This is a genomic window from Amycolatopsis circi (assembly GCF_003385235.1).
GTDB lineage: Bacteria > Actinomycetota > Actinomycetes > Mycobacteriales > Pseudonocardiaceae > Amycolatopsis > Amycolatopsis circi.
This window is the reverse complement of record NZ_PQIA01000297.1, coordinates 1-1351: the sequence shown is the minus strand read 5'-3', so window position 1 is coordinate 1351 and position 1351 is coordinate 1. Positions and strand designations below refer to the sequence as shown.

Below are 1351 nucleotides of genomic sequence, written 5' to 3'. Positions count from 1 at the left end.
GAACAACACCCCGCACGACGACACTCCTGGCGGCAACAACCACCACGAAGACACTCCTGGCGGGAACAACCATCAGGACGACCCGCCGGGCAACAACACGAACCACGAGGACACCCCGGGCGGCAACAACCACCAGGAGGATCCGCCGGGCGGGAACAATCATCACGAGGACACCCCCGGCGGGAACAACACCCCGCACGACGACACCCCCGGCGGCAACAACCACCACGAAGACACTCCTGGCGGGAACAACCACCAGGAAGATGCGCCGGGCGGGAACAACAACCCGCACGAAGAGCGGCCGAACAACCAGCCGCACGAGGACGATCCGTTCGACACCTGGCTGGCCGCGGACCAGCACTTCAACCCGCCGCCCAACCGCCCGCACGACACCCCGGGCGGCACCACGCACCACGAGGACGCCCCGGGCGGCGGGGGCAACCACGAGAACACGCCCGGCGGCAACGGCCACGACAACACCCCCGGCGGGAACAACCATCACGAGGACACCCCCGGCGGAGGCGGCAGCCACGAGAACACGCCCGGCGGCAACGGCCACGACAACACCCCGGGTGGCAACAACCACCACGAGGACACCCCCGGCGGCAACAACACCCCGCACGAAGACACGCCGGGCGGCAACAATCACCACGACGACAACCCCGGCGGCAACAACCATCACGACGACCCGCCGGGCAACAACACGAACCACGACGACAACGCCGGTGGCAACCACCACGACGACAACGCGGGCGGCGGGAACCACCAAGAAGGCAACCAGGGCGGCGGCGAGCACGGGAACACTCAGGGCAACGAAGGCGGGACCGGACGGCCCTCCGGGCCGCAGTCGCCGTTCAAGGTGCACGACTTCAGGTGGATGAAGAAGCACGAAGACTGGCTGGAGAACATGTGCAATCTCCCCCAGGTCCAGAAGTACACCGGCGGGAAGAACGTCTGGAAAGACATCGTCAAAGGCCCTGACGAATACTTCAAGACGCACCCGAACGTGTACCCCTTCCTCAAGGGCTTGGCCGATGCCAAGAGCAGCAAGAACTTCGTAGGCTGGATGGGCAAGGACTCGGTCAACTTCGACAAGGCGATCACCGACATCCACATGCAGGCCGAGGAAGCCTGGAAGACCTCGGACGAGGAGTGGCGCAAGGAGCACCCGGACCCCGCCGCCGACGGGAGCACGGAGTAACCCCGGTCCAAAGCCGTGAAGGGCTCCTTGAGGGAATCAGACCTGGATCCACCGAGTTGAGTTTTTGTTGATCTTGGTGGTGGGTGTGCGGGTGGTGCCCGTTGGGTGGACGCGTTGGTGTGGCTGGCGTCGCACCAGCGTGTCCACTGT

Annotated in this window: 1 pseudogene; it reads left to right on the top strand. The window is 65.6% G+C overall.

The features are described from left to right. A pseudogene (locus D0D37_RS47075) lies at positions 1-1201 on the top strand (hypothetical protein); the annotation flags it as partial. Positions 1202-1351: the final 150 nt, after the last annotated feature.